Annotated in this window: 24 protein-coding genes; 8 read left to right on the top strand and 16 right to left on the bottom strand. The window is 54.5% G+C overall.

Annotated features, from left to right (window positions below; all coding sequences use genetic code 11):
• The first annotated feature begins 43 nt into the window (after nucleotides 1-43).
• The gene (locus tag AC5Q5A_RS13735) at nucleotides 44-958 is read left to right on the top strand and encodes a hypothetical protein (RefSeq protein WP_493895629.1); all 915 of its coding nucleotides are present in this window, start codon (nucleotides 44-46) and stop codon (nucleotides 956-958) included.
• 103 nt (nucleotides 959-1061) lie between these two features.
• Here AC5Q5A_RS13735 and AC5Q5A_RS13730 read toward each other — a convergent pair whose 3' ends face one another.
• Nucleotides 1062-1877 (bottom strand): hypothetical protein, encoded by an 816-nt coding sequence (locus AC5Q5A_RS13730; RefSeq protein WP_493895628.1) that lies wholly within the window; start codon nucleotides 1875-1877, stop codon nucleotides 1062-1064.
• 290 nt (nucleotides 1878-2167) lie between these two features.
• Here AC5Q5A_RS13730 and AC5Q5A_RS13725 point away from each other — a divergent pair, with 290 nt between their 5' ends.
• The 3 genes from AC5Q5A_RS13725 to AC5Q5A_RS13715 are packed head-to-tail and all read left to right on the top strand — an operon-like array spanning nucleotide 2168 to nucleotide 4935.
• Entirely contained in the window at nucleotides 2168-3292 is a 1125-nt protein-coding gene (locus AC5Q5A_RS13725; RefSeq protein WP_493895627.1) for a zinc ABC transporter substrate-binding protein, read from the top strand.
• Nucleotides 3252-3947: a DUF1007 family protein gene (locus AC5Q5A_RS13720; protein WP_493895626.1), complete on the top strand. Its 696-nt coding sequence runs from the start codon at nucleotides 3252-3254 to the stop codon at nucleotides 3945-3947. The genes AC5Q5A_RS13725 and AC5Q5A_RS13720 overlap by 41 nt, the downstream gene beginning before the upstream one ends.
• Nucleotides 3895-4935, top strand: coding sequence for a nickel/cobalt transporter (locus AC5Q5A_RS13715; protein WP_493895625.1), 1041 nt, complete (start codon nucleotides 3895-3897; stop codon nucleotides 4933-4935). Before AC5Q5A_RS13720 ends, AC5Q5A_RS13715 begins: the two co-directional genes overlap by 53 nt.
• Here AC5Q5A_RS13715 and AC5Q5A_RS13710 read toward each other — a convergent pair whose 3' ends face one another.
• The gene (locus AC5Q5A_RS13710) at nucleotides 4936-5805 is read right to left on the bottom strand and encodes a LysR family transcriptional regulator (RefSeq protein WP_493895624.1); all 870 of its coding nucleotides are present in this window, start codon (nucleotides 5803-5805) and stop codon (nucleotides 4936-4938) included.
• A 175-nt stretch (nucleotides 5806-5980) separates the two neighbouring features.
• Here AC5Q5A_RS13710 and AC5Q5A_RS13705 point away from each other — a divergent pair, with 175 nt between their 5' ends.
• Complete coding sequence (locus AC5Q5A_RS13705) at nucleotides 5981-6259, top strand: DUF1127 domain-containing protein (protein ID WP_493895623.1); 279 nt, start codon at nucleotides 5981-5983, stop codon at nucleotides 6257-6259.
• Nucleotides 6260-6573: 314 nt separating this feature from the next.
• Here AC5Q5A_RS13705 and AC5Q5A_RS13700 read toward each other — a convergent pair whose 3' ends face one another.
• The 4 genes from AC5Q5A_RS13700 to AC5Q5A_RS13685 all read right to left on the bottom strand — a co-directional run bounded on the left by AC5Q5A_RS13700 (nucleotide 6574) and on the right by AC5Q5A_RS13685 (nucleotide 9480).
• The gene (locus AC5Q5A_RS13700; protein WP_120225230.1) at nucleotides 6574-7020 is read right to left on the bottom strand and encodes a DUF7282 domain-containing protein; all 447 of its coding nucleotides are present in this window, start codon (nucleotides 7018-7020) and stop codon (nucleotides 6574-6576) included.
• Between the two features lie 135 nt (nucleotides 7021-7155).
• Nucleotides 7156-7896 (bottom strand): anti-sigma factor, encoded by a 741-nt coding sequence (locus tag AC5Q5A_RS13695; protein ID WP_493895622.1) that lies wholly within the window; start codon nucleotides 7894-7896, stop codon nucleotides 7156-7158.
• On the bottom strand, nucleotides 7893-8435 hold the full coding sequence (locus AC5Q5A_RS13690) for a sigma-70 family RNA polymerase sigma factor (RefSeq protein ID WP_493895621.1): 543 nt from the start codon (nucleotides 8433-8435) through the stop codon (nucleotides 7893-7895). Before AC5Q5A_RS13690 ends, AC5Q5A_RS13695 begins: the two co-directional genes overlap by 4 nt.
• A gap of 175 nt (nucleotides 8436-8610) precedes the next feature.
• On the bottom strand, nucleotides 8611-9480 hold the full coding sequence (locus AC5Q5A_RS13685) for a LysR family transcriptional regulator (RefSeq protein WP_008892128.1): 870 nt from the start codon (nucleotides 9478-9480) through the stop codon (nucleotides 8611-8613).
• Nucleotides 9481-9629: 149 nt separating this feature from the next.
• Here AC5Q5A_RS13685 and AC5Q5A_RS13680 point away from each other — a divergent pair, with 149 nt between their 5' ends.
• Nucleotides 9630-9863 (top strand): hypothetical protein, encoded by a 234-nt coding sequence (locus AC5Q5A_RS13680; RefSeq protein ID WP_063090204.1) that lies wholly within the window; start codon nucleotides 9630-9632, stop codon nucleotides 9861-9863.
• Nucleotides 9864-9974: 111 nt separating this feature from the next.
• Here the strand turns inward: AC5Q5A_RS13680 and AC5Q5A_RS13675 are convergent, their stop codons facing one another.
• The 10 genes from AC5Q5A_RS13675 to AC5Q5A_RS13630 all read right to left on the bottom strand — a co-directional run bounded on the left by AC5Q5A_RS13675 (nucleotide 9975) and on the right by AC5Q5A_RS13630 (nucleotide 21855).
• Nucleotides 9975-10616 carry a bifunctional 4-hydroxy-2-oxoglutarate aldolase/2-dehydro-3-deoxy-phosphogluconate aldolase gene (locus tag AC5Q5A_RS13675; protein ID WP_120225233.1) on the bottom strand — a complete coding sequence of 214 codons (642 nt, stop codon included), beginning with the start codon at nucleotides 10614-10616 and terminating at the stop codon, nucleotides 9975-9977.
• Between the two features lie 21 nt (nucleotides 10617-10637).
• The gene (gene glk / locus AC5Q5A_RS13670) at nucleotides 10638-11576 is read right to left on the bottom strand and encodes a glucokinase (protein WP_493895620.1); all 939 of its coding nucleotides are present in this window, start codon (nucleotides 11574-11576) and stop codon (nucleotides 10638-10640) included.
• A complete protein-coding gene (edd, locus tag AC5Q5A_RS13665) occupies nucleotides 11576-13408 on the bottom strand; it encodes a phosphogluconate dehydratase (RefSeq protein WP_493895619.1) in 1833 nt (610 codons plus the stop codon). Before edd ends, glk begins: the two co-directional genes overlap by 1 nt.
• 5 nt (nucleotides 13409-13413) lie before the next feature.
• The gene (pgl, locus tag AC5Q5A_RS13660) at nucleotides 13414-14133 is read right to left on the bottom strand and encodes a 6-phosphogluconolactonase (RefSeq protein ID WP_493895618.1); all 720 of its coding nucleotides are present in this window, start codon (nucleotides 14131-14133) and stop codon (nucleotides 13414-13416) included.
• Nucleotides 14134-14206: 73 nt separating this feature from the next.
• The gene (gene zwf, locus AC5Q5A_RS13655; protein WP_493895617.1) at nucleotides 14207-15694 is read right to left on the bottom strand and encodes a glucose-6-phosphate dehydrogenase; all 1488 of its coding nucleotides are present in this window, start codon (nucleotides 15692-15694) and stop codon (nucleotides 14207-14209) included.
• A gap of 125 nt (nucleotides 15695-15819) precedes the next feature.
• Nucleotides 15820-16950: an ABC transporter ATP-binding protein gene (locus AC5Q5A_RS13650; RefSeq protein ID WP_064790524.1), complete on the bottom strand. Its 1131-nt coding sequence runs from the start codon at nucleotides 16948-16950 to the stop codon at nucleotides 15820-15822.
• 26 nt (nucleotides 16951-16976) lie between these two features.
• Entirely contained in the window at nucleotides 16977-18608 is a 1632-nt protein-coding gene (locus AC5Q5A_RS13645; RefSeq protein WP_493895616.1) for an alpha-glucosidase, read from the bottom strand.
• Nucleotides 18609-18646: 38 nt separating this feature from the next.
• Nucleotides 18647-19486 carry a carbohydrate ABC transporter permease gene (locus AC5Q5A_RS13640; RefSeq protein ID WP_083952911.1) on the bottom strand — a complete coding sequence of 280 codons (840 nt, stop codon included), beginning with the start codon at nucleotides 19484-19486 and terminating at the stop codon, nucleotides 18647-18649.
• A gap of 1 nt (nucleotide 19487) precedes the next feature.
• Entirely contained in the window at nucleotides 19488-20411 is a 924-nt protein-coding gene (locus AC5Q5A_RS13635) for a carbohydrate ABC transporter permease (protein WP_064790522.1), read from the bottom strand.
• Nucleotides 20412-20577: 166 nt separating this feature from the next.
• Nucleotides 20578-21855, bottom strand: a complete 1278-nt coding sequence (locus tag AC5Q5A_RS13630) for an ABC transporter substrate-binding protein (RefSeq protein WP_493895615.1) — start codon at nucleotides 21853-21855, stop codon at nucleotides 20578-20580.
• Nucleotides 21856-22242: 387 nt separating this feature from the next.
• Between AC5Q5A_RS13630 and AC5Q5A_RS13625 the strand changes: the two genes are divergently transcribed.
• Nucleotides 22243-23121: a helix-turn-helix transcriptional regulator gene (locus tag AC5Q5A_RS13625; RefSeq protein ID WP_493895614.1), complete on the top strand. Its 879-nt coding sequence runs from the start codon at nucleotides 22243-22245 to the stop codon at nucleotides 23119-23121.
• Nucleotides 23122-23373: 252 nt separating this feature from the next.
• A complete protein-coding gene (locus AC5Q5A_RS13620) occupies nucleotides 23374-23505 on the top strand; it encodes a hypothetical protein (protein WP_255356223.1) in 132 nt (43 codons plus the stop codon).
• The last annotated feature ends 235 nt before the right edge of the window (nucleotides 23506-23740 follow it).

Below are 23740 nucleotides of genomic sequence, written 5' to 3'. Positions count from 1 at the left end.
TCAGCTGCTGAATTTTATTTTCGGTGGACTGAGGAGCAACAGATTGCAAAACCGCTTTTGGGTATTGCTGTTATCTGCCGTCATGTTTTCATTTACCGCCCCACCCGCACGGGGCGAAGAAATCGTGCGCATGGCCTTCCCGACCGGTGCGGTTGAGTTTTTCAAATACGAGTTCGGCATTATCAAGCTTGCCCTTGACCACGCCGACGGCGACTTTCGGCTTGTGATCGAAGAATTCGAGGGCATGACACAGGCGCGCATCAGCTCAATGATGCAAGAGGAAACGGTGGATGTCATGTTCACCGGTTACAGCCTCGAGCGAGAAGCAATGTTCTTGCAAGTTGACGTTCCGATGACGCGAGGCTTGCTGGGATATCGTGCTTTCATCACGCATAAGGAAAACATCCCGGCTCTCAGTCAGGCAGCTTCTCTGGAAGAATTGAAAAAATTCTGCATCGGCACCGGGTCAGATTGGCCGGATGCCAGCATCATGGAGAAAAGCGGCTTTTGCGTTGATCGCGCACCACGTGATCAGCTTTGGCCGATGGTCGCCAACAAAAGATTTGATCTTCTGAGCCGTGCGGTGCACGAGGGTTATCGCGAAATTGATGTTATCAGCCGGCAATATCCCAACGTCGTTCTCAGCCCGTCACCGGTTCTGGCGTATCCGTTTGATCTGTTCATTTACGTGAACCGCAATAATGAACGACTGCATGCGATTTTGACGCAGGGACTTTCGCGGGCCTATAGCACTGGCGACTTCATGCGACACTTCTTGTCGAACCCACATATTCGTCAGGCGCTCGAAACCCTGAAGGATCCTGACACCCATATTATCAAGATTGAAAATCCGGATATGAGCCAAAAGTCGCGCGACATTGACCCGGCACTCTGGGAAAATATCGTGCAGCGGAAATATGACGATGACTTTGGATATGAACCCAGAGATGAGATGTAAATCCGATATTTATCAATACGATATCTGATTTACTGCATATGCAGATTTTTCGTTCTCAAAACGGAATAATCTTATTTGGATCAGGCAATGATCTTTAATTGGTTTAATTTTCCAGCCAGTATCGGTGAATGTCGGCGCTGTTATGCTCTGTCATTTCCGGGTTACCAAGATCAATTATCCGCAAATCTGGATGGTCTTGCAGGAACCGTGTTGCATAGGCAATTCCGGGATGTGCCTGAAAATATTTGTCGATCGCGCCGTTTTCTGTCGCCGCCTGAAACCCTTGTTCGATCAGGTCATGAAGGGGTTTGCTGTCGCGGCGAACATAAAAATAGAAATCATACGGATAGCGCACCAACAGGTTCTGATAGACCATCAGGCCATATTGACTGATCAGGTTCATGACGCTCTGTGTTCTGAGCTCATGAAGTGCCAGATGCATGGCATCGAACCGCCCGTTTTCAAGCATGGTATATAGATTGTGCCCCGGCCCACCAACCACACACAGACCAGCATGTTCGAGAATGAGGGTATCAACCCAGGAGTTCCCGGACCCGATGCAGACACTTTTCAAATCATCCTGGCTTGCCACGTCATCAAGCACTTCAAATGTGTCCTCGCGGGTGATGAATAGCCGATATCCTTGCAACCCCTTGGTCAGGGGATAATCGATTTGCAGCAAATCAGTCTCAGCTTCGCGGCTATACCCGGCAAGGAGAACATTGACCTGACCTTCATCAAGCATGTTGAACATCCGCTTTTGAGACAGACCTTCCAGGGAAATAATTTCAAGGCTGTGATCACCGGGCGCGTATTGCAGTGCCAGTTCAAGCAAACCGGACTCAAAGGCAAAATGCGTTTCGCGACCAGCCGGCAAGGGCAGTGTAAGTGTCTCGGCAGCAACGGGCCGCACCAGCATCAGGGGAAGGACAACCAACCCGCACAAACATCTGAAAAATGAAACCATTCCGCCTGCAACTATTCCCCGAAGTATCAGAAGCTTACCTTTGTTGTTTCAGGTGGGGATTGCTGCGTCTGGAAACACCCCTTCTGGTATGAAAACACCTGAATTAGAACTGAGTTTCATAGAAACCGCTGATCAGCAGCGTTCATTTTTTCGGCCCCGGTCGTTTCCGCTTGACGATTTGTTATGTTATATCATAACAACACATATCGAATATCAAACCCATTGCAAACCGGATCAACCACATGCCTTCCTTGCGCCGAGCCCTCCGTCACGTTCTTTTTGCCGCCCCGATCCTTGTTGCCGCCCCGCTGACCGCGGCGGCCCATGGCGACGATGCCCCGAAAGTCGTGACCTCCATCAAGCCGATCCACGGCATCACGAGTGCTATCATGAAAGACATCGGGGAGCCGGTTCTGTTGATCGATGGCGCGTCTTCGCCGCATACCTATTCGCTGCGACCGAGTGAAGCGCGTGCGCTGAACGATGCCGATCTGGTGATCTATGTTTCGCATGCGCTGGAAGGCTTCCTTGAAAAGCCGCTTGAAAGCCTCTCTGGCCATAGCCATCAGCTTGAACTGGTTTCCCTGTCGCAACTGTCACTGCGCAATATGCGCGAAGGCGGCACGTGGGAAGGTCACATGCATGATCATGAGGGCGACGCTCATGATGATCATGAGGAGCATGACGATCACCACGACCATGCCCACGATGATGAACATGATCATGACCACGAAGCCGAACACGAACAGGCGGCACATGATGATCATGATCAAGACCATGTGGCCGAACATGAAAAACATGATGATGATGACCATCATGATGGCGTCGAACACCACGAACATGAGGGTGTCGACACACATATCTGGATGGATCCTGCCAATGGCGCGACCATCGCGATTGCCATCGCCGATGAACTGGCCGAGATTGACCCCGAACATGCCGACGACTATCGCGCAAACCTGCAGACACTACTTGCAAGCCTGACCAACCTTGGTAATGATCTTCGGGCAAAAGTTGCACCGGTCCAGGACAAGCCCTATGTGGTCTTCCATGATGCCTATCAGTATCTCGAAGCCGGCCTTGGCCTGAACGCGGTCGGATCGATTACAGTTTCGCCAGATCAAAAGCCCGGAGCCAAACGCCTTCATGAAATCGAAGACAAAATCCACGATACCGGCGCTGTCTGCATATTTGCCGAACCGCAATTCCGCCCGGCAATCGTTGAAGCCGTGGTTTCAGATACCGGTATCCGTACCGGCACGCTTGATCCGCTCGGCTCTGACATCTCGGCGGGACCGAATGCCTATCAGGAAATTCTCGCACAAAATGTCGACGCACTTGTCGATTGCCTTGGCGACGCTTCGTAAGCGCACCGCAATGATTTTGGTTGCCGGCATGACGATGCTGGCAACCGCCCCTTCGGCATTTGCGCATCCGCATGTCTGGATCGACGCGAATGCCGAATTTGTTTTTGAGAACGACAAGATTACTGCCATTCGCGTGCGCTGGCTGTTTGACGATCTGTTTAGCATGACCATGATCGACGAGTTCGACAAAAACCACGACACCCGGTTCTTTGACGAAGAAAACACCGCCGTACACGACAATGCCTTTGCAGCCCTTTCCGAGTTTTCCTGGCTGACACATCTGCGCAAGAACGAAGAACTGGTATCCTTTGCCGGTGCGACTGATTTTGTTGCCGATATCACCGATGACCGCCGGGTCAGCTATGACTTCAAGCTGATGCTCGAAACACCACTTGATCCGATCAAGGATGCCGTCAGCCTGTCGGTCTATGACGCCGAATACTATATCGATGTTGCCTACACACAGGTCGATCCCGTCCTGTTTGCAGGGGCCAAAAACCTGTCCTGCCATTTCGAGATGAGCGAAGATGAAAAGAACCGCATCTATTTTGACCTGGTCGCGCCAATCCGTGCCGATGTTGTTTGCGCGGCCAAGGTGGCAGATGGTAGCAGTTCTGGCGGTCTTGCTCCTGGCGATTTCGTTCTCGTCGAGTAATCCGGCAGCCGCACAATCATCAAACCTTCTGGGTCGCGGGGCAGCTGATAGCCCCCAAAGCAATCCTGCGCCCAATCCGGATGCCGATAACGCCGAAGACAGCCTGATTGCCCTGCCCGACTGGCTTTCAGACCTTATTGGTCAAACGGTGATTATTCAGACAAAGCTCAATCGTGAAATCACCGCAACGCTCCGCGAAGCCAAGGACGGAGACAGCTTCTGGCCAGGCCTTGTCATTATTGCCCTGTCGTTTGGCTATGGTGTTTTTCACGCAGCGGGCCCCGGTCATGGCAAGATGATCACCACCACCTATTTCCTGTCGCGCGATGCCGGATGGAAACAGGGTGTGGCGATGGGCAGCCTGATTGCCACCGTTCAGGCGGTTTCGGCCATCGTCATGGTCGGGGGACTGACCCTGATCCTTAATCTGGGCCCGGCAGCAGTTACCAAGAACGGCCTGATCATGGAAGCGGTTTCATACGCCCTGATTGCCGCGTTGGGCGCACTGATGGCGCTTCGCATCCTGCAAGGCCGTGATGATTGTTGCGATCACCACGGACCGGGCGAGCATCATCATGCACACACACATGCACATGATCATAGTCACGACCATGACCACAGCCACCATCACACCCATCACGATGCCCCGGCTGTTCAATCCAACTGGCAGATGATCTCAACCGGTGTTGTCGCAGGATTGCGCCCCTGCACCGGGTCGATCCTTGTTTTACTGTTTACCCTGGCCAATGGCATGTTTCTGATCGGGATTGGCGCTGCCTTTGCCATGGCGCTTGGCGTTGCGATTACCATCAGCCTGATCGGACTGGCCGCCATCGGCATTCGCACAGGCACACAGCATCTGTTCAGCGTTTCGGAAACGTCTTCCGGCATCATTCGCCGCACGGTGGGCTTTACCGGGGCTGCAATCATTACCCTGTTTGGTGTGATGCTGTTGCTGGCGTCGGCCCGACAGCTTGGTTGGTTGTAATCAGGATTTGTAGGCCGCCGGGATGCTGTCTGACGCCTTGATCAGGGCGTCCATCACCATGCGGACACCGGGCGAACGCCGCATATCAGGGTGAACCACCAACCAGACCGGCTTGCTAAGCTCGGCCAGGCTGTCATCCGCCACCACTTCCAGTCGGTCATCTTCATCTGCCATATATCTCGGCAACAAACCCAGTCCGTGACCCGCGGCAACAAAGGCCTGCACCGTTGCGGTATCGTCGGCCTTTATGCGTACTGGCAATTCTTTATCCAGCGTATCCCAAACCCAGCCTTGCTGATAATCACCAAATGTGTTGCGACCATCAGCACAAAATTCCCATTTTTCCTTGGGGACACACTCTGTATAGCCCTTTGCCGCGTAAACCGCATAACGTAACTCGACCAGCTTTCGGACAATCAGGCCACTTTGATCAGGACGTACCATGCGCACAGCAACGTCCGCTTCACGCCGTGCCAGATTGGCAACGACGCTTGATCCCAGGATTTCATATTCAAGATTTTTCTGATCGCGCAGCAGTTCTGCCAAGCGCGGGGCAAACAGCAATCGTCCGGCACTTGGCGGGACCGCGATCTTGACAACACCATGGGCGGTTTCATCGCCGTGCGCCTGACGTTCGAACACCAAAACGTCGTCTTCGATCCGCAACGCGGCAGGCATAAGATTTTCGCCAGCCTCGGTCAGTTTCCAGCCTGTTGCCAGCCGATCAAAAAGATGTGCGCCAATATCTGCTTCAAGGGCCTCGATCCTGCGCGAAACCGTTGTGTGATCCTTGCCAAGACACCTTGCTGCACCGGACAAGGTTCCTTCCTTTGCCACCGCAACAAAGAAACGCAAATCATTCCAGTTCATTGGCTCCATCCCGGCACGGCTTGTAGAATTAGATAGCCTGCGTAACGCCGAAAACGATGCTTCGCCATTGCGCAAATCTGCACAACTGTAGCGCATTTTATCGGAATTCATTTGTGTTTTTGCGCATGGCAACCTTACCGACATCACAAAGCCCACACGATCAAGGAGCATCAAAATGGCTGTCTTAAACCATATCAAATGTCATCCCGTCGTTGGTTGCCTTTCGAACACGTCATCGTCGGAGATGCGCGCACAAAGCCCCAGTTCCCCTGCCTCGCGCCGCCACACCACCGAGGGTTTGCATGCGATCATCCCGACGATCCTCGATACACTGATTACCGCATACAAGCACTATCAGGGTCGAAATGCACTGGATAAGCTCAGCGATTATCAACTGCGTGACATCGGTCTTGAACGCACACGTGACGGATACGCAACACGCGACTGGTATTGATTTTCTTCAATACCGCCCCCCGAACATCAAAGCGGCCCCGGCTCCAAACAGAACCGTTGGCAATCGACACGCTTTGATGCTGCTAACTTGGGAATACGACTATTGCCAAGTTGGTCAATGCCTCCCTCAAGGCAGACAAAGGCCCCTGCAATGCGGGGGCCTTTTGTTCATAGTCTGAAATTGCTCGGGCTTGAGTTTGTCGATAACGGTATTAGCTGTTTTTGCCAACAGAACGCCGGACATAAAAACAGCCCGCAAGGGGACACTTGCGGGCTGAAAACGATCGCGTCTATTTGGGCAAAACGGCCTCTGCCTTACTGGGCAGATACAACTTTCATCACCAGTTTCCCGTCCGGCTTGATCGGGCCATCTTCCTTGGCCCCCAGGGTGTATTCGAAGACACCCGTTTTCATGCCACCGGCTTCGGAATGCACCATCAGCATCAACATTTCGCCGGACTTGACCGGTTCCTGCAGGATGGCGGATACATCCATGTTTTCACCCTTTTTAAGCGGTGCATAGCCAACGACTGGTCCCGGCTTCATATCGCTGTTAGTGCGATGGACAACCAGCCAGCCGTTTTCGCCAGCCATGATTTTCGATGCGGTCACCACGCCCCCCGAAACATCCTGATCCATGGCTTCGACCATCGGACCCATTGCGTTTGCCGCACCGGCACCACCGAATACAAAACCGGCACTCAGCATCATTGCCGTGATCACGCCGGTTGCTTTTGCCGTTGCTTTGGCTTTGAAGGTCATGTGAAGTCTCCTTTGCTTTTGATCTGGAACGCGCTGTTTTCTGCGCTCGCTCATGTCATGCGTTTCATCGCACACACAGAAGCTACGCAGCCAAATCAATCGGGTTTCAGCAAAGGTGATTTTTTTTTGATTTTTTTACTGAGCGACGGAAATAAGGCGCCCATGGATCGCAGGACCGGTTGGCTGACCAGTTGGTGAACCGCCTTCGGGCTCCAAGCTGATGCCAAAGGTCGCATTGCGCAACATGGCGGGATCAAATCCGCCAAGCTGTTTGGTTGTCGGATTGGCGATGTTTTCAAGCAGGCCAAGCGATTTTGGTTTCGGCCCGGTTTCCTCAGTCACAATCCAGAGCTGATAGGTCTTGCCTTCGGGTACGGTCGCCTCGACCGGGCGAATGGTAACTTCGCGGGTTTCAAGATCAACACTCATGACAAAGGCCGGTTGGGTGTCATCCCGGTGGAAGACGGCAACAAACTGCCCGTTCTGGACCGGGGAATTCAGATCACCTGAAAGCACAACCACAATCAGACTGGCCGCAATCGCCGCAGCCCCCAGCGCACCGGCACGCCAAACGGCCAGTTGACGTTTGAGTTTGGCGAATTCCACCACACCCGGCACGTGTTGGCTGGCGGCTTGGCGCGTGGCCTGTGCGGCACCTTCGATCCGGGCACGAATACCGGCAAACAGATCGCGCGACGGGGCAACCGCATCATAATGAGCGTTCAACGGCGACAGGCGCGCTTCCCAGTCAGAAATCGCGCGATCAAGTTCGGGTTCCTGGCTGCGACGTGTCTCAACGGATTGGCGTTGCGCGGGCTCAAGGGTCCCCAACACATATTCCGCCGCCAGCATGTCAATATCATCCCGGTCCGTCATGTTCCCAGGCATTCCTTTAATTGTCTCAGGCTGCGATGCAGCCATGTCTTGATCGTTCCGACCGGCTGGGCAAAGCGTTCTGCCAGTTCAGCACGTGACCAGCCTTCAAGATACGCCAGCTTTACGATCCGCTGGCGGTCGTCTTCGAGATCGTTCAGGCAATGGTCAAGCTGACGCATCTCGTCTGCAACCGCCATCTGGTCAAATGCAGAGTCCGACGATATCAGCGTTTCAATATCTGCATCCTCGATATCGGCTTCCGGGCGTTGCCGCCGGACAATATCAATCGCCCGGTTACGGGCAATGGTTGCCATCCATGTAATGATCGAGGCACGACCGGGCTCGAAATCCCCCGCCTTTTGCCAGATACGCACATAAATGTCCTGAAGGGCGTCCTCGCTCTCGGCGCGATTTCTCAAGATACGCAGGACGATGCCGAAAAGTTTCGCTGATGTTGCATTATAAAGCTGTTCGAAGGCATCCGTATTGCCTTCGATCGACTGCCTCAGCAGGTTTTCCAAATCCCGGGTCGATGTCATACCCACCGCCACATGCATACAGCCCGCCACAAGTGCGGCTGTATGAAAGAAACAAATACGGGATCGCGCATGATCCCGAGCCATAAGTCATTACGCAGCCAAGTAGCAACCTGATCAATTTTATTTCAAAGAAAACAACGCGTAGGGTTGCCTTCCGGCATGTCAGGTTTGCCGCTTAGACCTGATATTCCTCGGCGATATTGTTAGCCGCCTTGATCAGGGCATCCATCACAAGACGCACGCCGGGCGAACGACGCATATCCGGGTGCACCACCATCCACACACTTTCACGACTGCGGCCTTCGACATCTGCGTGGATCAGTTCGAGTTCATCATCGCGATCACCAAAATAGCGTGGCAAAACACCAACGCCATGGCCGGCGGCAATGAACTGACGGACGGTTTCGGTGTCATCAGCGCGGAACCGACAGGGCAATTCGCGGTCAAGGACCGTGCGCACCCATTCCCGTTTGGATGCGCCATATGTGGTGTCCTCATAACCACAGAATTCCCAATCCATTTCCGGCACGCGATCCTTGTAACCAACCCCGCCATACAGCCCCACACCCAGTTCAACCAGTTTGCGGGTAATCAGGCCGGGTTCGCGCGGCGTGATCATGCGTACGGCGACATCGGCTTCGCGTCGCGCCAGATTGACGATATTGGCCGCGCCAATGATTTCGAATTCGAGTCCCTTGTGCGCCTTGAGCAATCGGGCAAGGCGCGGCGCGAACAATACGCGCCCGGCAACCGGGGGCACGGAAATGCGCACAACCCCGTGGGCGGCTTCATCGCCCTTTGCCTGTCGCTCGAATGTCAGGGCTTCTTCTTCGACTCGTTCGGCCACAGGAACAAGGTTTCGACCCGCTGATGTCAGCTGCCAGCCACGTGGCAATCGGTCAAAAAGTTTTGTGCCAAGATCACTCTCGAGCGCCTCGATCCGTCTCGCAACGGTGGTATGTTCTTTACGCAAACGTCGCGCTGCACCGGACAGGCTATTTTCTTCCGCAAGAACAAGGAAGTAGCGTAAATCATTCCAATTCATAGGCGTTATTTGGTCCCTTGGAATCTGTCAAAATCGTCGTGCATTTTTGCACAGTAGCTATGCAAAACAAAGTAGTTCCCGTTTTATTTCGCATATGACATTTTCCGCCCATCGAAAGGCAAATCAACCGTAGATCACAGGAGGCCATCATGGCACACACGGTTTCCGCTGCACCGCAATTCAATGCTGCTACCGACCCGTTCGCGAAACGCATGCCGTTCGGATCGCTTCTGAGCAAGATCGCCAACAAGATCGGTAAGGCACGTGCACCCAAAGCCGCGAGCTACGGTTGGGATTCACTGAGCCATGCTGAACTTGCCGACCTTGGTCTGCAGCGCAAATTCAACGGTTCGACCTGGTATGTTGACCGCATTTCGCGCTAAGGCGTGATCGGGCGCGGCACCCATATCGCCGCATGGACGACCCTGATAGAAAAAGGGACCCAACCGGGTCCCTTTTTCGCATTTCGGCTTTGGCTACTGAGCCCAAAAATCTCAGCCGCGCAGCGCCTTGACCTTATCGGTGGCTTCCTGCGCAAGTTTGGTGATCTTGCCCCAGTCACCTGCCTTGACCGCATCCTTGGGCGCAATCCACGAACCACCGACGGTGATGATGTTTGGCAGGGCCAGATAGTCGGCCAGATTGGACAGCGACACACCACCGGTCGGACAGAATGATACCTGCGGGATCGGACCGGAAATCGCTTTGAGCATCGAAACACCACCCTGCTGTTCAGCCGGGAAGAATTTCAGCGTGTCATAGCCGTGATCAATCAGGTTCATGATTTCCGACGGCGTCCCGGCACCCGGAAGCAACGGGCACCCGGTATCCTTGGCTGCCTTAAGCAAACCTTCGGTATGGCCGGGCGACACGGCGAAGGCACATCCGATTTCGGCCATGCGTTCCATCTGTTTGGCATTGATCACCGTGCCGGCACCGGTAATCGCATCGGGCACCTCGGCGATGATGCGCTTGATGCTTTCTTCGGCCGCGGACGAGCGCAGGGTGATTTCAAGTACCGGCAGACCGCCAGCGACAAGCGCCTTGGCCAGCGGCACGGCATCGTTGGCGTCTTCGATCACCAGAACCGGAACGACCGGTGCCTTGGACAGAATTTCACGCGATGAAAGGCTCATTAACTTTCCTCCAGGTTTCGATTACGCCGTTAAAATCTTGGCGCAACCGATCAGGGCCGGGTATTTCGCCGTCATCAGGCGCACCGGCACATCATTCATTAAATCACGGAACCGCCCCTTGGCGATCATGCGCTCCTTGAGCGCGCTTTTCTTCATAAATTCGGTAATGCGCGGACCAATCCCGCCACCGATAAACACCCCGTCAAAGGCGCCAAGGGTCAAAACCAGATCCCCGGCAACACCGCCAAGGAACATGCAAAACCGTTCCAGAACCTTAAGGCACAGGGCATCCCCGTCCTTAAGGGCACCATCAACAACCTCGGCCGCGGTTTTGGGTTCGACATCAAGGCCCTCAATCGCGGCAAGCGCCCGATAGAGGTTTTCAAGCCCCATGCCCGAAAGCACACGTTCGGCAGATACACGATCAAGTTCACGGCCCAGGAATTTGACGATCTCGTAATCAAGATCATCAATTGCAGGCAGCGACACATGCCCGCCTTCACCCTGTATGGGCAACCATTTGCCTTCGTGCGGCAGCAGCCCCGAAACGCCAAGACCGGTCCCTGCCCCGACCACAGCCAAAGGCAAACCCGGACGGCCCGGACCATCAAACAGCGTGATCAGGTCTTCGTCACCGAGATAGGGCACAGACATGGCAAGACCGGTAAAGTCATTGACCACCACAAGCCGATCGAGATTGAATTCGGCCTTGAGTGCTTCTTTTGAGAACACCCACGGATTATTGGTGAACTTGACTATATCGGCCATGGCAGGGCATGCCACCGCCACGGCAAATTCACGCAAATCCGTGCAATCGGTTTTCGCCATGAAGTCCCGCATGGCATCACCGATGGTGGCATAGTCACGCACCGGCAATGTCATGGGTGTGTGGGGATCGCCCGCCTCGTCCAGCCAGGCAAAGCGGGCATTGGTCCCGCCAATATCACCAACCAGCTGCATTACGCGACTTCAGCCTCCCCCGGGAAGGCCGCAGAGGCACCAAGTTCCGCCAGACCAACATGTTCGCGGAAGACACCAAACATTTCGCGGCCAAAGCCATCCTGATGTTCGGCCTTATGATCAAAGGTCGCAAATTCACGCTTGGCCAGTTCGGCATCGGTGACGTTCAGCAACAATTCACCAGTTTCAGCATCCAGACGGATGATATCACCATCCTGAACCTTGGCGATCGGGCCGTTCATCATGCCTTCCGGCGTGACGTGAATGGCGGCCGGGACCTTGCCCGATGCGCCTGACATGCGGCCATCGGTGACAAGGGCAACTTTGTATCCAAGGTCTTGCAGCACACCCAATGGCGGGGTCAGTTTGTGCAGCTCCGGCATGCCGTTGGCTTTCGGCCCCTGGAAGCGGACAACACAGACGACGTCACGATGCAGTTTGCCTTCCTTGAAGGCATCCATCATTTCTTCCTGCGATGTAAACACCGCCGCCGGGGCTTCGATCACGCGATTTTCCGGCTTAACAGCCGAAACCTTGATCACCGAACGGCCAAGGTTGCCTGAAAGCATGCGCAAACCACCATCGGCACTGAATGCCTTTTCGGTCGGACGCAGGATTTCTTCGTCATGGCTTGTTTCCGGCGCATCACGCCAGGAAAGCTTGCCATTATCCAGATACGGCTCAGTGCCATAGGCCGCCATGCCACCGGTGTGAATCGTTTCAAGATCCGGGTGCAAAATACCGTTCTTGAGCAGATCGGAAATCACAAAGCCCATGCCGCCAGCCGCATGGAAGTGGTTCACATCAGCCTGCCCGTTCGGATAAACGCGGCAAAGCAACGGCACAATGCGCGACAGTTCATCGAAATCATCCCAGCGAAGCTCGATCCCGGCTGCACGTGCCATGGCGGGCAGATGCAGGGTATGGTTGGTAGAGCCACCGGTGGCGAGCAGGCCAACAATCCCGTTCACAAACGCCTTTTCATCAAGGATTTTGCCAATCGGGCGATAGTCATTGCCAAGCTTGGTGATGGCAAGCGCACGACGTGCGGCTTCCTCGGTCAGTGCATCCCGCAGATCGGTGTTCGGGTTAACGAACGCCGCCCCCGGAAGATGCAGGCCCATGACTTCCATCAGCATCTGATTGGAGTTCGCCGTGCCATAGAAGGTGCAGGTGCCCGGGCTGTGATAAGACGCGGTTTCTGCCTCCAGCAGTTCCTTGCGGCCAACCTTGCCCTGGGCATAAAGCTGACGGATGCGGGCCTTTTCATTATTCGGCAAGCCTGATGGCATCGGCCCCGCCGGGACAAACACCGCCGGGATATGGCCATAGGAAAGCGCGCCCATGACAAGACCCGGAACGATTTTATCGCAAACACCAAGGTAAAGGGCCGCATCAAACACATCATGCGACAGCGACACAGCCGTCGACATGGCAATGACATCGCGTGAGAAAAGCGACAATTCCATGCCCGGACGGCCCTGCGTCACGCCATCACACATCGCCGGAACACCACCGGCAACCTGTGCGGTGCCGCCGGCCTCAAACACGGCCTTTTTGATACGGTCGGGGTAAACGCCCAACGGCTGATGAGCCGACAGCATATCGTTATAGGACGTGACGATACCAAGGTTTGCACCATCTTCGCCGTTAATGCGCTGCTTTTCCGCAGCCCCACACCCGGCCGAGGCATGGGCAAGGTTGCCACATGACAGGGCGGAGCGGTGCGGACGATCAGATGCCGCCGCCTCGATCTTGGCAAGATAGGCTTCGCGGGTTGGTTTGGAACGCTCGATAATGCGTTTTGTAATCTGTTCTATTTCACGTTTCATGGGGTTCAGCCTTTCGGGTTCTCGGCGCTCCACCACAGATCGACGGGGACATCGTTCTGTTGCAAGATTGCGCGAACCGGCATCTCTTCGATTTCCGTGCCGTTTTTCGCGGTTTCATAGGTCGACCATTTGGATTGTCCGGTAATATGGATGGCAATGTACCGGGAATTCAGGATGGCGGGCAAAGTCATGCTGATACGCGGGACCGGGGATACGGTCGGGCGGGCAGCGGCGACCAGTTCGCCATGCTTGGGATAAAGCCCATTACCCAGGGCTTCGGGGGTTGAGGACGGGAAAAGCGATGCAGTATGACCATCATCCCCCATCCCCAAAAATACGATATCAAGCGGCCAGTGCATTTCAGTGCGCAAACGCGCGCTGACGGTTTCGACCGCGTCTTCCGGGCTGTTATCGCCTGTTTTCAGCGACACAAAGCGGGCGTTCTGCGCTTCGTTGATAAACAGGTTATCGCGCACAAGCTTCTCATTGGACTGATCATCATCAAGCCCGACCCAGCGATCATCGCCAAGGGTGACAATCACCTTTGACCAGTCAAGGCGCGCCTGTGAAAGGGTTTGAAACAGCGGCTTTGGAAAGCGTCCACCGGCGACCGCAATGCTGGCGTGGCCGCCGGTTGCGATGGCAAATTCCAGACGATCAACGGTTTCCTTAACCATTGCCGCAAGCATTTCATCGCCGCTTTTGAATGTGCGTTCGTTTGTCATGTCTTCTTCCCGAAGTTGGGGTCATGGCGAGTTTGCGCAAGGCCCCGGCACACAAGTACCGGGGTGCACAATGCTAGAACCCGGCTTCTTCGTTCCAGGTCCGGCCATCGCGTTCGATCAGGGCGATGGCAGCAGACGGGCCCCACGTTCCGGCGGTATATCCCTTGGGCGTGACATGATTGTTCTGCCACGCATCCTGAATGGCGTCGACCCACTGCCAGGCAATATCCTGTTCATCGCGGCGAACAAACAGGGTGTTGTTGCCATCAATCGCATCCAGCAAAAGACGCTCATAAGCATCCGGGCTGCGGCCACCAAAGGCCTCGGCAAAGGACAGGTTCAATGCCGTCGGACGCAGACGCACAAGCCCCGGCCCCGGGTTCTTGTTATTGAGCACAAGATGGATACCGTCATCCGGCTGCAGGCGCAGGACCAACTTGTTGGCCTGATAGTTGGTCATGGATTTTGCCAACGGGAAAATCTGGTGCGGGACGTCACGGAACTGAATGACGATTTCCGAATGACGCTTGGGCAAACGTTTGCCCGTGCGCAGATAGAACGGAACACCCGACCAGCGCCAGTTATCAAGCTCTGCCCGGATGGCGACAAAGGTTTCGGTAGTGCTGTCGGTATTGGCGCCTTCCTCTTCGAGGTAACCCGGCACTTCCTTGCCACCCACAGCGCCCTTGCGGTACTGGCCGCGCACGGTGGAGCTGTCGATGTTGCTATCGTTGATCGGTTGAAGGGCTTTCAGCACCTTGACCTTTTCATCGCGGACCGCGTCCTGATCAAGGACATAGGGCGGCTCCATCGCAACAAGGCACAAAAGCTGCAACATATGGTTCTGCACCATATCGCGCATCGCACCGGCATCGTCATAATAGGACCAGCGGCCCTCGACCCCGACTTCCTCGCCGACCGTGATCTGAACGTGATCGATATGCGCACTGTTCCACAGCGGTTCGAACATCGCGTTGGCAAAGCGCAGGATCATCAGGTTCTGCACCGTTTCCTTGCCAAGATAGTGGTCGATACGGAAAATCTGGTTTTCCTCGAACACTTCACCGATCTGGCCGTTGATTTCACGGCAACTGTCAAGATCATGGCCTAGCGGCTTTTCAAGCACGACACGGGAATTCGGCGTCACCAGACCGGCCTTTTTCAGATTAAAGGCCATGTCGGCAAACAACGACGGACTGGTCGAAAAATAAAAGACGCGGTCACGATCAGGCTGATCGGACAGCTTTTCATACAGGACCTTGAACCCGCTTTCATCACCGGCAGAAACCTGCACATAGGCGATGCGGCTGGCGAACTTCGCCCAGGTCTCGGGTTCGAATTCGCCCTTGGGAATGAATTTCTTCCCGGCTTCTTCCAGCTTGGCCCGGAAATCTTCGTCGCTATGTTCGCTGCGCGATGCGCCAAAGATTCGGGTCTCATCATCGAAACGCCCGGTGCGTTCCATTTCGTAAAGTGCGGGAAAAAGTTTACGTAACGCCAGATCTCCGGTCCCACCGAAAATCACGATATCCGCGATACGATGCTTAAGCCTTTGTTTCATTATGCCCTTAGCCTTCCAACGTTTCCTTCCCGTCGCCAAGGTGGGACCCCGGATCTTGCGATCCTGGCAGACAATCGGGGCACGGCATTTTGCCGTGGTGGCAATCCCGGCCTTTCCGGAACTGCCTATCTGGCAGACAGCTGCGCCGCAAGCGGAGCGTTATCGACCGCAAGCCGGCGTTTCGCCTTCCCATTCTGGTCGAACAAATAGCAATCCTGTACCCGGGCAGTTACCCCGACAGAGCTCCCTGATGCGATTGCCGTATCGCCAGCAACACGGGCAACAAAAAGCTCTTCGGCACCGGTCTGCACATAGACGAGGCCAGCCTCGCCCAAATGTTCAACCACATCGACCGTTCCTGCGAACAATGCTGTGTCCTGATCAGCAATGCTGCAATGTTCCGGCCTGACGCCCACTGTTACACGATCTCCTGTGGCAAGACCACTGCCATCAACGGGCAGATCGACGTCTTTACCAGAATCCAGTTTAACCGTAACAGTTTGTTGCGAAACGGCCCCAACAACCGCCGGAACGAAGTTCATTTTAGGCGATCCGATAAAGCCTGCAACAAATTGATTTTGCGGGTGATGATAAAGTTCCAGCGGGGATCCAACCTGCTCGACCCGACCGGCCCGCAAGACGACAATTTTATCGGCCATCGTCATCGCTTCGACCTGATCATGCGTCACATAAATCATCGTGGACTTCAATTTTTCATGAAGTTTTGTCAACTCGATGCGCATTTGCACACGCAGTGACGCGTCAAGGTTCGATAACGGTTCATCAAACAGGAACACGCCGGGTTGTCGCACAATTGCACGCCCAATTGCGACACGCTGTCGCTGACCACCGGAAAGTTCCTTGGGCTTGCGGTCAAGAAGTTCTTCAAGCTGCAAGATCTTGGCCACCGCCATGACGCGTTCATGCTGCTCGTCCTTGGACTTTTTCGCCAGATCGAGACCGAATGCCATGTTGTCAAACACCGACATGTGCGGATACAGCGCGTAGGACTGAAACACCATCGCGACACCACGATCCTTGGGCGCGACATTATTAACGACCTTGCCGCCAATCGACAGTTCCCCGCCCGAGATATCCTCAAGCCCTGCGATCAACCGCAAAAGCGTTGACTTTCCGCACCCCGACGGGCCGACAAATACGCAGAACTCGCCATCGCGAATATCAAGGTTCACACCATGAATAACATGGACCGGCCCGAACCGCTTTTCGACCTGCTTTAAAACAACATCAGACATCTTAAACTTCCCTCAGACTTCTTTTGTTATATGGTCCCGAAATAAAAACCCCACCCCGGCAGCGTCAGGCGGTCACCTGCAACTGTGCCGGTGGCAAACGGGCAGTTCGGTTCGGATTGTCCGGGCAGTGTGACTGTCACCGGATCAGGGGTGGTGTTGAACACGCAAATCGTGCGCACAACGCCAGACATTCGGGCATAGGCAATGACATCACCGCCCAGGTTTTCCAGCATCTCTATATCGCCATTGATGATTTCCGGATGGCTTTTGCGCCATGCCAGAAGATCGCGATAGAAATTCAGCAACGAGTTCGGATCTTCAGTCTGATCTGCCACTGAAAGTGCACTGTGCTCTGGCGGAACCGGCAGCCACGGCTGATCGCCAAAGGTAAATCCGCCATGTGGTGCATTGGCATTCAACCATGGCATCGGCGTGCGGCAACCATCACGGCCCTTGAATTCCGGCCACATTTCAATGCCATAGGGGTCCTGAAGCAGTTCATAAGGTACAACTGCTTCTTCAAGGCCAAGTTCTTCGCCCTGATAGATGCACGGGGTTCCACGCAGAGAGGTGTAAAGTGCCGCTATCATGCGCAGGCGTGCATCATTGTCCCCGCCCTTGTCCTTGCCCCAGCGGCTGGCAACGCGCATGAAGTCATGGTTGGACACTGCCCAGCATGGCCAGCCATCCCCCAGCACATCAAACACGTTTTTGAGCATGTCCCGCACAAGCCCGGTTTCAAGCGGGCTTTCAAGCAGGTTGATGGTGTAAGCCATGTGAAGCTTATCCCCGCCCGAGGTGTATTCCGCCATGGTCGCAAGCGAATTGTCCGAGCCGATTTCACCCACTGTCGTACTGCCGGGATATTTATCCATTACCGCGCGCAGCTTTTGCAGGAAGGCTACATTTTCCGGGCGTGTCTTGTCATAGACATGCATCTGGCGCGTATAGGGGTTTTCCTTTGGCGCACCTTCCGGGCGATGTGTGCCCGGAACCCATGGCGGGTTATCACGCAGCTCCGCGTCATGAACATAGAAGTTTGCGGTATCAAGCCGGAACCCGTCCACCCCGCGCCGCAGCCAGAATTCGACATCATCAAGCAACTGCGCCTGCACATCCGGGTTATGGAAATTCAGATCCGGCTGACTGACTAGGAAGTTGTGCATGTAATATTGCTGGCGCGTGGTATCGAACTTCCACGCCGACCCGCCAAAGATCGACAGCCAGTTATTGGGCGGCGTGCCATCGGGTTTTGGATCGGCCCAGACATACCAGTCGGCTTTGGGGTTATCACGCGATGAACGGCTTTCCTTGAACCAATCATGCTGATCCGAGCTGTGTGAAAGCACCTGATCAATCGTGACCCGCAGGCCCAAGTCATGGGCGCGTTCAACCAGATGATCGAAATCGGCCAGCGTGCCAAACATCGGATCGACATCACGATAGTCGGCCACGTCATAACCGAAATCCTTCATCGGCGAGGTAAAGAACGGCGAAAGCCAGATCCCGTCCACGCCAAGGGACGCGACATATTCCAGTTTTTGGGTCACCCCTGGCAGATCGCCGATCCCGTCACCGTTGGAATCAAAGAAACTGCGCGGATAGATTTGATACAGGACGCCACCGCGCCACCAGTTTTGATCACCGGCCAAAGCCATTTTTGATCACCTTCAAGTCAATTTGGGACGAGATCGCATCAACCTTTGACAGCGCCAGCCGTCAGGCCGGAAACGATGCGACGTTGGAAAATCAGAACCAGAACAATCAGTGGAACCGTCACGATGACCGATGCCGCCATGATATTGCCCCAAGGCATTTCAAACTGACTGGCACCTGAAATCAGGGCGATGGCGACCGGCACGGTGCGCTGTTCATTGGTCAGGGTAAAGGTCAGGGCAAACAGGAACTCGTTCCAGGCCATGATGAAGGCCAGAAGTCCGGTGGTTACCATGGCCGGCCACATGACGGGCAGGAACACCCGGGTGATCACCGTCCACGGGCTGGCGCCATCCATGACAGCCGCTTCTTCCAATTCGCGGGGCAGTTCGCGCATGAAGGCGGTCAGGATCCAGACCGTGAATGGCAAGGTCAGCATCATGTAGGAAATCGCCAAACCGAACATGCTGTTATAAAGCCCGACCGCGCGGATCAGCTCAAACATGCCCGACAGAACAGCAACTTGCGGGAACATCGACACCGACAAAATGGTGATCAGCAGCAACCCACGTCCGGCGAACTTGACGCGCGCCAGCGCATAGGATGCCGTTACCCCCATCAGAAGGGAAAGAGCAACCACCAGTACGCTGACAAAGATCGAATTGAAGATATTCCGCCCGAACGGCTGGCCTTCGAAGACTGATAGATAGTTCGCGAAGCTGAAGCTTTCGGGCAGATAATTGACTTCAAACAGGGCCGATCCGGTTTCGAACGCGGTCAGGATCGCATAGTAAAACGGGAACACCGCAAACAGGACGATCACACCGACCAGCAAGTAGAAACCAGCCTTTTTGACGATGTCATTAAAGGTCATATCCATCTTAGTGCCCCCCTTCATCAAGGCGCACACGGCCAATCATGATATAAGCCATGATGCAAAACGCGATTACCAGAAACAGCAAGGTGGATGCGGCAGAGCCATATCCGACTTCCTGAAAATCGACCAATATCTGTCGGGCATAGACCGACATGGTCATGGTGTTGGGATTGTTTGGCGTCAGCACGTAAATCACGTCAAACACCCTAAGAGCATCAAGCGCACGGAAGATAACGGCAACCATCAGGGCCGGCTTGATCAACGGCAAGGTCACCTTGAAAAACACCTTGACCGGGTGAATGCCATCGACCTTGGCGGCTTCGTAACAGTCACTTGGCAACATCTGAAGCGCGGCCAGCGTCAAAAGCGCCATAAATGGTGTCGTTTTCCAGACATCGACCATGATGACGGCGGCCATCGCCATTTGCGGATTGGCCGTCCACGCAATCGGTGCGTCGATAAAGCCAAGGGCAATGAACAGGTCATTGATGATGCCGAACTGATCATGAAGCATCCAGTTCCACATCTTGGCTGACACAATCGTCGGAATTGCCCACGGGATCAAAACAGCAGCACGGACAAGCGCGCGCCCCTTGAATTCCTGATTGAGGACAAGGGCAACAATGATGCCCAGAACCGTCTCAAGCGAGACCGAAATCACCGAGAAATAAATCGTGTTCCAGACCGCCTGCCACCATTCCGGATCAGCCAGAAGCCCAAATGTCTCGCCGTCATAAACGGCATAGAAATTCTCAAACCCGATAAAGCCGTAGCTGCCAAGATCAGACAGATTTGCATCGGTAAAGCCGAAGATAAACGTTCGAAGCAAGGGCCAGCCTGCCACTGCGGCCAGAATGACCAGCATCGGGGTCAGGAATAACCAGGCCGAACGCCGTCTTGAACGTGTCAGGGACGAAACCTGCGCCATGTTACTGCTCTTGATATTGAAGTCAGACGGAGCAATGCCCGTCAGTCACCCGGCTTGCAATTTTATGATGTTAACAGCCGCCACTTCGGATGCGTTCATCACGGCAAACCGGCCTTGTGTCCGTCGGCGGAGCGTCGTGTTTTGACGCCCCGCTCCACGGATGGCGTTACCAACCGGAACGCTTGATGCGTTTAAGGCTACGTTCAAGCCCGGTAAGGGCCTCATCAGCAGTCTGGTTGCCAGAAAGGGCGCCATGAACAGCCTGCCAGAACTCGCTTGAAACCTTGTTATAGTTTGAACCGGTCACAGTTGACGGACGCGGCGCGGCATTGACAAAGGTGTCATAAAGATCGCCAAAGAACGGGTTGGCCGAAAGAACTTCTTCGTCCTGATAAAGATCGGCAATCGTCGGGTTATAGGACCCCTTGATGGCACGGCGTTTCTGTTCCTCATAGGAGGTCAGGAACTTCACAAGGTCTGCGGCCAGTTCAGGGTTTTCGGAATATTTGGAGACTGAGAGCTGCCAACCGCCAAGGGCTGCTGCCGAACGGCCATCTTCACCACCCTTTGGCAGGGCAGCGACGCCTACCTTGCCCTTGACCGGGCTGTCAGCAGAGTTTGCCAGCGACCAGGCATAAGGCCAGTTGCGCATGAAGACCGAGTTCCCCGACTGGAACACACCACGTGCTTCTTCTTCGGCATAACCGAGAACGCCTTCCGGCGAAATCGTACCTACCCAGCCCGCAGCAGTGCGGATGGCTTCCTTGGCGGCATCGTTATTGATCGAAATGTCGCCATTTGGCTCAACAACCGATCCACCGTTATAGGAAACAACCCATTCCAGCGCGTCGCAGGTCAGACCTTCATACGCACGGCCCTGGAACACGTGGCCCCACATCTTGTCATTGCCAGCCTTGCGTTCGCCTTCCTGAATTTTCTGGGCCGTCGCGGTCAGTTGTTCCCAGGTTTCCGGGACGGGCTCACCGTACTTTTCCAGAAGATCCTTGCGGTAATAAAGAACACCTGCATCGGTGTACCACGGCATCGCAACCAGACGATCTTCGAAGGTGTTGTTGGCAACAATGGCTTCAAAGTGTGCTTTGGCCTCTTCGGGCATATGATCGTTCAGATCAATGAAGTGATTACCAAGAATACCCGGCCAGATCACATCGATCTGAAAGACGTCGATATCGGCTGACCCGGCAGCCAGAATTTGCTGGTAAAGGGCCAGACGTTCGGTGGTGGAGTTCGGAGTGGAAATCACCGAAACCTCGTTACCGGTTTTGGCCGCCCAAGCATCGACACCTTCCTGACACAACGCAAGTTCCTGACCAACCGCGCCACACGAAATCGAAATTTTGGCTGCATGTGCCGCCGACCCGGCGATGGTGATGGCTGCGCCAAAGACGCCCGCAGTCGCGAGCAACTTTTTCATCAAGGTCATGGGGACCTCCCTATATTGATGTTTGTTTTCCATGCAGCCTTTCGGCGGCTGCCTTGTTTGTTCTTATTGGACGTATTTCTGTGCAGGATGGGTTCCGCGCCAGAACCCCAGTCGCACTATCCGGCTACAATCAATTCGGATTTTGCTTTCCCGGCGCGGAACCATCCGATTGAAAAAGGATACGCCTGATATGACCTTTTCAAAGTGTCATATCCTTCAAAGGATGATACTATTCTGCAAATTCAACGCCAATAGTCCTACAATTGACGGGTTAAAATGCGAATCATCCAGGAACGAATTACCAATCCAGATGGGTATAGCTGGGGTTATTTCCATTATGTCTGGGATGATTTCCGTTGTAATTGGCACCAGCACCCGGAATATGAAATGACCCTGACGCTCAACGCCAAAGGATCGCGTCTGATTGGTGATCATCGTCAGGATTTTGATGGTATCGACTTTGCCATGGTCGGCCCCAACCTGCCCCATTTATGGGAATGCAAACGTATCGACCCGTCCCGCCCGATTGAAGTTTATGTCATGTGGCTGTCTCAGGAATGGGTGCAGAACCTGAACCATGACTTTGTCGAATTTGCCGACTTCCACGAATTGTTTGATCGGGCACGCCGCGGTCTTTCCTTTACCGAAGACGCGGTTGCCAAGGTAGAGAGTATCTGTCCCAAGCTTGATAGTGCCAAACCACGCGCACGCTTCATCCTGATGATTGAGATGCTGGAAACCCTTCTTGCCGGGATTGACCGCCCCTTGGCATCCGCCAATTTCCGGGGCGAGGCTGGTCATAACAGTGAATCGATCCGGGTTGACCGCGCCCTTGCCTTCATCCATGCCCATCACGCTGAACCGCTGCGCGTTTCTGCTTTGGCCGATGTCGCGGGTGTAAGTGAAAGCAGCTTCTATCGGCTGTTCAAACGATATACCGGGCGCAGCGTGGTGGAATATTTGAACGAATACCGCATCTCGCGGGCGTGCGTTCAGTTGTCACGCACCGATCTGCCAATTTATCAGATTGCGGAAAATAACGGCTTTCCCAACCTGTCCAACTTCAATCGTCGCTTCCGGCAATATCGCGGCAAATCGGCCAATGCCTATCGCGAGAACATCCGCGTTCATGGCCAGTTCCCCGATCATCCGCCGACACCGGCCGCAGTCGCAGGTGCCGTTCCCGCCCGACCGCTTCCAAGCGAAGTTGATGGCATCCCGTCACGCACAGCCATCCCGGCAGCAACGATTGATGCGGCCGAGTAAAAGAACATCGGCGTTCATTTTATCAAGACTCGTGTAAAGGCACTGTTTTCTGCGGATTTCATTAAACCCGAGTCCCATCCTTTAACGTGAATGTTCTCATTCTCACCCAAAAACGAGAACATTTGAGAACATCATATTTATATTTAACATCAAATACTTAACATACATCTCCTCATTTTGTTCCAATTTTGTTCTTGCGAGAACAAAATCAGAACAGTATGGTTTCCTCAGACAGATTGAGGAGGACACACCATGCTGAAACTGATCGAGAACCCGACCCGCTTGAACGAGCTTTGCAGCACAGTCGCTGTTGTCGGCAGCACAGGATTTTTCCTGTTTGTGATCGGACTTGGTATGGCCCAGACCCTTCGCGGTCTTGTCTAGGAATTCCCAACACACGTTATTTGTGTTTCTGAGGCCCGGACCATAAGCCACCCAGCTTTTGTCCATCACGGGCGTCTGACCGGCAGGCAACCCCGCACCCAAACCCTGTCCCGCCTGTCGGTCAGACCTTCCCTACGCCCTGTCTTCCCCATAATGCTTTCCGCATACTCCGCCTACTGGCGCCGCTATTTCCCCAATAGCGGCGCTTTTTTTTTGATTTGCCCGTACCCGGCAC

This window comes from Thalassospira sp. CA1 (assembly GCF_059052855.1).
The sequence above is the reverse complement of the archived record's forward strand: the minus strand, read 5'-3'. Positions and strand labels throughout refer to the sequence as shown.